A 6,922-nucleotide genomic window follows, 5' to 3' on the forward strand; every position below is an offset into this window, starting at 1 on the left:
ATCTGCGAGTTGTGAAATCGCTAGTATAAACAATCACTCATTCAAAATTCTCCCATTCAATAATTAAAAGGATATGGTTAATCAATATAAAGAATCAAAAATTACGCTTTTAGGTGCTGGTCCGGGTGACCCGGATTTATTAACTTTAAAAGGGGTAAAAGCTTTACAAACTGCTGATGTGGTATTATATGATGCTTTAACAAATGAGGCATTACTAGAACACGCTCCAGCTGAAGCCATAAAAGTTTATGTGGGTAAACGTTCTGGAGAACATTCATATCCGCAAGAAACCATCAATAAATTAATGATTGATTATGCCTTAAATTATGGTCATGTGGTACGCTTAAAAGGCGGCGACCCGTTTGTTTTTGGCAGAGGATATGAGGAGTTGGATTACGCTGCATCTTACAGCATTCCGGTTGATGTAATTCCAGGTATTTCGAGTTCTATTGGTGTTCCGGGTTTGCAACAAATTCCAGTTACGCACCGCGGATTAAGCGAAAGCTTTTGGGTAATTACGGGAACTACCACTTCAGGTGAGGTTTCTAATGATATTTATCAGGCTGCGGAATCAAATGCCACTGTTTTGGTTTTAATGGGACTAAAAAAACTAGCTAAAATTGTCGAAATTTTCAAAGCCGCAGGAAGACATAACTTGCCGGCAGCTGTAGTACAAAATGGTTCAGCAGCAGATGAAAAGTTAGTTGTTGGTGTGGTAGAAACCATCGAAAATTTGGCCAAACAAGAAAATGTTAAAGCGCCTGCACTATTAATTTTCGGCGAAGTGGTTTCGCTACATCCATCGTTCAAAACCTTAGTAAAACAATATGCAAGTATTGCCTAATCAACCCGATAATGCAGCGGTTTTCTCTGAAGAAGAGAAAGGAAATCAGCTTTTCCCGGTTTTTATTAAGCTGAACAAACTGCGTACATTATTAATTGGTGCAGGAAATATTGGTCTTGAAAAATTAACAGCAATTGTAAACAATAGTCATCATGCCAAGATTACGATTGTAGCAGAAATGGTCTCACCCGAGGTTTACGCACTTATTGCAGATTATCCGCAAATAAAAGTGAAACAGAAAAGTTTCGATGTTTCTGATTTGGAAAACATTGATATCGTTTTCGCGGCCACAAATAATAATATTTTAAACGAAGAAATTAGAGCCGTAACGCATGAAAAAGGTTTGCTCATCAATGTAGCCGATAAACCCGATTTATGCGATTTCTACTTAGGTTCTATTGTTCAAAAAGGTGATTTAAAAATTGCCATCTCTACAAACGGCAAATCGCCAACTATCGCAAAGCGATTAAAACAGATTTTAAATGAGGGGATTCCAGCAGAGCTGGATGAAACTTTACAAAATATGAGTGCCTTGCGCCAAACCTTAAATGGCGATTTTTCTGCAAAAGTTAAAAAGCTAAATAAGGTTACACAGAGTTTAATTAACCCACGCAAAAGCTTCGCAGAAAGAAATATAAAGTGGCTAATTTGGGCTGCTGCAATTTTGTTAATCGGTTCAATTGGTTTTACCCTTTGGAATACGGAGCCAGAATTTCAAACTTTCTTAATTAATATCGACCCTTTATTTTATTGGTTTTTGGGGGCAGGATTTGTTTTCGCCTTAATTGATGGCGCCATCGGAATGTCGTATGGCGTCACTACAGCCTCATTCTCGTTGGCTATGGGTTTGCCACCAGCCTCAGCCAGTATGGCCATCCACATTTCTGAAGTGTTAAGTAACGGCATTGCCGGCTGGATGCACTATAGGATGGGAAACGTTAACTGGAAACTGTTTAAAATACTCATTATTCCAGCTGTGATTGGTGCCGTTTTGGGTGCATACATTTTATCATCGCTAGAGCATTATAGTGCTTATGTTAAGCCTGTAGTTGGTGTTTATACTTTAATTTTGGGCGGGATAATTTTAATGAAAGCCTTTAATATCAAAAGAAAAAGAGGCGACAAAAAGATTAAGAAAATCGGGTTTTTAGGTTTCGTTGGCGGGTTTATCGATGCGGCCTTTGGTGGCGGCTGGGGTTCAATTGTGCTTTCAAGTTTAATTGCAGGCGGTCGTCATCCTTTATTTTCTCTTGGAACGGTAAAAATCAGCAGATTTTTCATCGCTACTTTGAGTTCCCTAACTTTTTTTACGATGTTAGGCGGTAAATACTGGGAAGCTGTGGTTGGTTTAATTATTGGTAGCGCCATTGCATCTCCAATAGCAGCAAGAGTATCAAACAAGATTTCAGCAAAAACCATCATGGTGGCTGTAGGAATTATTGTCATGCTGGTAAGCTTGCGTAGCGTGATACTATTTTTTTTAAAATTAATTTAGTGATGAGCGTAGAGGAGTTAAAAACAGAACTTCAGGGATTAAATACAATAGATAAATTAAACTATCTGGCAAAAAAGTATGCAGATAGAATTATTTTTTCCACCAGTTTTGGTTGGGAAGACCAAGCCATAACGCATTTAATTTTCGCGAATAATATTCCAATAAAAGTTTTCACTTTAGAAACCGGACGATTATTTCCTGAAACCTATTACGTTTGGAACCGTACGTTAGAAGTTTACAACAAGCCAATTTACGCTTATTATCCAAAGAATGAACTTTTGCAGGATATGGTAAACACTAAAGGCCCAAACAGCTTTTATGAATCGGTTGAAAACAGAAAAGAGTGTTGCTATATCCGTAAAATTGAACCCTTAAAAAGAGCATTAACAGGCAATGAAATTTGGGTTACGGGAATCAGGGCTGAGCAGAGCGCTAACCGTGAAGATATGCATGATTTAGAGTGGGATGAGGGCAATCAATTGATAAAATTTCACCCTATTTTCGATTGGACTTTAGAGAATGTGAAAAGCTACATCAAGGAAAATAACATCGTCTACAATACCTTACACGATAAAGGTTTTCCAAGCATCGGCTGCGCACCATGTACACGAGCAGTACAACCCGGCGAAGATTTTAGAGCCGGAAGATGGTGGTGGGAAGACCAAAGTAAAAAGGAATGTGGTTTGCATGCAACAGAGAAAGCTTAGAGCTAAGATTAAAGTGAAAAGATTAAAGCCGTGAGACTAAGCTTTGCAACGTGAATAGCAAGCTATGAGGGGTTCCCCCTTTGGAGGGGGCAGGGGGAGGATTTAATTATTCACATTAACGACATCAACAACAAATAATTTGAATAAGGAACATTCCAACATTCAGCAACCAAACTTTACAACATTAACAAATGAGTACATATAATTTCGATTACTTAGATGAACTGGAGGCCGAGGCGATTCACATTTTACGTGAAGTTGCAGGGCAATTTGAGAAACCTGCCTTATTATTTTCTGGCGGAAAAGATTCCATTACTTTAGTTCGTTTGGCAGAAAAAGCTTTTCGTCCGGGAAAATTTCCATTTCCTTTAGTGCATATTGATACGGGGCATAACTTTCAGGAAACGATAGATTATCGCGATAAAATGATTGAAAGGATTGGTGAAAGATTAATCGTTGGCTCAGTTCAGGAATCTATCGACCAGGGTAAGGTGGTAGAACAAACTGGTAAAAATGCCAGTAGAAATGCTTTACAAACCGTTACCTTGTTAGATACCATTGCTAAATACCAGTTTGATGCGTGTATTGGCGGAGCCCGTAGAGATGAAGAAAAAGCCAGAGCAAAAGAACGTATTTTTTCTGTTCGCGATGAGTTTGGACAATGGGACCCAAAACGCCAACGCCCGGAGCTTTGGAACATTTATAACGGTAAAATCCACAAAGGAGAAAACGTCCGTGTTTTCCCCATCAGTAACTGGACGGAGTTAGACGTTTGGAATTACATCCGCAGAGAAAATATTGAATTGCCGAGTATTTATTTCGCTCACGAACGTGAAGTTATTACCAGAAATGGCCAGTTAATGGCTGCCTCACCATTTTTAAATATGGATGATGAAGATATCGTTTTTCGCAAACAAGTACGTTTCCGTACAGTGGGCGATATGTCTTGCACAGCTGCGGTAGAATCAGAAGCGGTTTTAATTGATGATATTATTTCCGAAATCAGTTCCTCAAAAATTTCAGAACGTGGCGCCCGTATGGACGATAAAGTTTCCGAAGCAGCCATGGAAGACAGGAAAAAGGGTGGATATTTTTAAGGGAGAGCAAGTAGTATGTATCAAGAATCATCATTGGATACAAAATAAAAAAAACTTAACCTTTAAATAACTAAGTACGAGTATCGAAATTGTAGACTGCTATTATTCTTGATACTAATAGCTTAATACTAAAAACATGAACATATTAAAATTTTTCACAGCAGGCAGCGTAGATGATGGTAAAAGCACCTTAATCGGCCGTTTGTTATACGATACAGATTCCATTTTAGCCGACCAGTTAGAAGCTTTACAGAGCTCAAACCGCAAAAACGATGATGGAACAATAGATTTAGCCATTTTAACAGATGGTTTAAGAGCAGAGCGTGAGCAGGGAATTACCATTGATGTGGCTTACAAATATTTCCAAACCGATAAACGAAAATTCATTATCGCTGATACACCAGGACATATACAGTACACCAGAAACATGGTTACAGGCGCTTCAACGGCTAATTTAGCCATCATTTTAATCGACGCTAGAAACGGTGTGGTAGAACAAACCATTCGCCATTCATATCTGGTTTCTTTATTGGGCATCAAACATATTGTGGTTTGTATCAATAAAATGGATATGGTTGATTATAGCGAAGCTGTTTACCAGTCAATTATCGATAAATACAAAGTTTTGGCGCAACAGCTTAAGCTTAAGGATGTAAATTATATTCCGGTAAGTGCATTAAAAGGCGATAATATCGTTCAAAATTCTGACCGTATGGAGTGGTACGATGGAGAAAGCTTATTGCACTTTTTGGAGAAAGTTGATACCGATAATCTTGATAAATCTCAATTGGCCCGTATGCCGGTTCAGTGGGTTATTCGTCCGCAAACAGATGAATTACATGACTACCGTGGTTATGCTGGTCGCGTGTTAAGCGGCACTTTTAACCTGAATGATAAGGTTACGATTTTACCCTCAGGCGCAAGTTCTACCATTGAGAGAATCGAATTTTTCGACCAAGCGCCTGATGCAGCACATGCAGGTCAGTCAGTAACTATTCATTTAAAAGATGATGTGGACATTAGCCGGGGCGATACGATTGTTAATGCAACAGCTTTGCCGCAAGAATCTAAATTAATTGAGGCCGATTTGTGCTGGATGGACGGCCGAGCTTTGGATACTTCGATAATGTATTTAATTCAGCATAATAGCAAAGTAACGAAATGTAAAATCAGCGAGATTCTGCATAAAGTTGATATCAATACTTTAGAGAAACATGCTGCTGATGAGTTCAAACTGAATGATATTGGCCGTGTCATTGTGAAAACAGCTGATGCTTTGGCTTTCGATTTATACGATGATAACCGGGCAAATGGTTCAGCTATTTTGATTGATAGTCGTACAAATTTAACGGTGGGTGCTTTAATGTTTAGAGCAGCGGTAGAATAGCATTAAGATTCGTGATGGAGATTTTTATTATCCAATAGAACCATAACCAAATATTATATGGAAACTCTAGATTTTAAATTTAGAGGAAAGCAATTTCAGCGGGGCATCGGTTACGACAGCCCCGTTTTTCGTTTCAATCTTTTTGTAAACTTTTGTCGTCCTAAGAAACAACGCATCTACTTTGTGCCTCAGCAATATAGCTTTGATTGATGTTGCTGCAACAAAAAGTATTTCCACTTCAACCGGGTTTATTTTACGCAGGTTAACGGTGCGATTAAAGTTTCTCCAGAAACTCCCAATCGAATTTTACAAATTTCTCTATCTTCGCCCATCCCTCAGATAATATCCCAAACTAAAACCTACTTTTATGCATGCCGGAAAGAAATATTCTTTAAAAGAGTTTATCCTTTGGACTCGTCGCGATATTTATCGCTTAACAATACTTGCTGTAATCCCTACTGTACTTTATCACTTTTGTGGATTTACGTTTCTCTCCATTTCATGGGTTCCGGTGGCATTATTGGGTACTGCGGTTTCATTTATTATTGGTTTTAAAAATAACGCCAGCTACGCCAGGTTATGGGAAGCCCGCCAAATTTATGGTGGAATCATCAATGTAAGTCGTTCTTTCGGTGTAATGGTAAGAGATCTCTTACGGTCAAAAAACAAACAGCAAGATGTGCAGATCATATTTTACCGTCACTTTGCCTGGTTAACTGCACTCCGTTTTCAATTGAGGGAAAATCGCGTTTGGGAAAATATGAATGATCTAAGAAATATTGAATATGCCCAAAATTATCACACTGCAGAAAAAACAAATAAGCTGGAAGATGTTTTGGCTCAATACCTTTCAGCAGAAGAATTGGCCTACATTTTAACGAAGAAAAATAAAGCAACGCAAATCATGGCTTTGCAATCTAATCATATTAATAAACTGGCAACTGCAGGAAGCTTTTCTGATTTGCAGCTACAATCTTTGCAGGCCGGCATTGCTGCTTTCTACGATAATCAGGGCAAAGCCGAACGAATCAAAAACTTTCCCTATCCTCGCCATTTTTCATCAATAGCGAGTATTATGCTTAATCTTTTTGTTTTTCTGGTGCCTTATGGTTTATTAAACGATTTTAATAAATTGGGTAGCGGAACTTTAATAGAGGGCTATTCGATTTGGCTAAATATTCCTTTCGCTATCTTATTAACCTGGGTTTTCAACACCTTAGATGTAGTAGGGGAGAGTTCTACCAATCCATTCGAAGGCAGCGCAAACGACGTTCCGATTACCAATATTTCCAGAACAATGGAAATTGATATGAGGGATATGTTAGATGAAACTAATTTACCACCAGCCCTTACGCCAGAAAATAATATTTTAATGTAATCTATTTCTATTAT

At 38.4% G+C, this 6,922-nt stretch carries 6 protein-coding genes; all 6 read left to right on the forward strand.

What is annotated here, in order from left to right:
• Positions 1-73 precede the first annotated feature (73 nt).
• The 6 genes from cobA (at position 74) to ON09_RS02345 (ending at position 6,908) form a co-directional block, all read left to right on the forward strand.
• The gene (cobA, locus tag ON09_RS02320; protein WP_010599449.1) at positions 74-844 is read left to right on the forward strand and encodes a uroporphyrinogen-III C-methyltransferase; all 771 of its coding nucleotides are present in this window, start codon (positions 74-76) and stop codon (positions 842-844) included.
• Entirely contained in the window at positions 828-2,339 is a 1,512-nt protein-coding gene (locus tag ON09_RS02325; RefSeq protein WP_010599450.1) for a TSUP family transporter, read from the forward strand. Before cobA ends, ON09_RS02325 begins: the two co-directional genes overlap by 17 nt.
• A 2-nt stretch (positions 2,340-2,341) precedes the next feature.
• Positions 2,342-3,046, forward strand: coding sequence for a phosphoadenylyl-sulfate reductase (locus ON09_RS02330; RefSeq protein ID WP_010599451.1), 705 nt, complete (start codon positions 2,342-2,344; stop codon positions 3,044-3,046).
• A gap of 191 nt (positions 3,047-3,237) precedes the next feature.
• Positions 3,238-4,143, forward strand: a complete 906-nt coding sequence (gene cysD, locus ON09_RS02335) for a sulfate adenylyltransferase subunit CysD (RefSeq protein ID WP_010599452.1) — start codon at positions 3,238-3,240, stop codon at positions 4,141-4,143.
• A gap of 136 nt (positions 4,144-4,279) precedes the next feature.
• Positions 4,280-5,530, forward strand: coding sequence for a sulfate adenylyltransferase subunit 1 (locus ON09_RS02340; protein WP_010599453.1), 1,251 nt, complete (start codon positions 4,280-4,282; stop codon positions 5,528-5,530).
• Between the two features lie 367 nt (positions 5,531-5,897).
• Positions 5,898-6,908 carry a bestrophin family protein gene (locus ON09_RS02345; RefSeq protein WP_010599454.1) on the forward strand — a complete coding sequence of 337 codons (1,011 nt, stop codon included), beginning with the start codon at positions 5,898-5,900 and terminating at the stop codon, positions 6,906-6,908.
• Positions 6,909-6,922: the final 14 nt, after the last annotated feature.

This window comes from Pedobacter agri PB92 (genome assembly GCF_000258495.1).
GTDB lineage: Bacteria > Bacteroidota > Bacteroidia > Sphingobacteriales > Sphingobacteriaceae > Pedobacter > Pedobacter agri.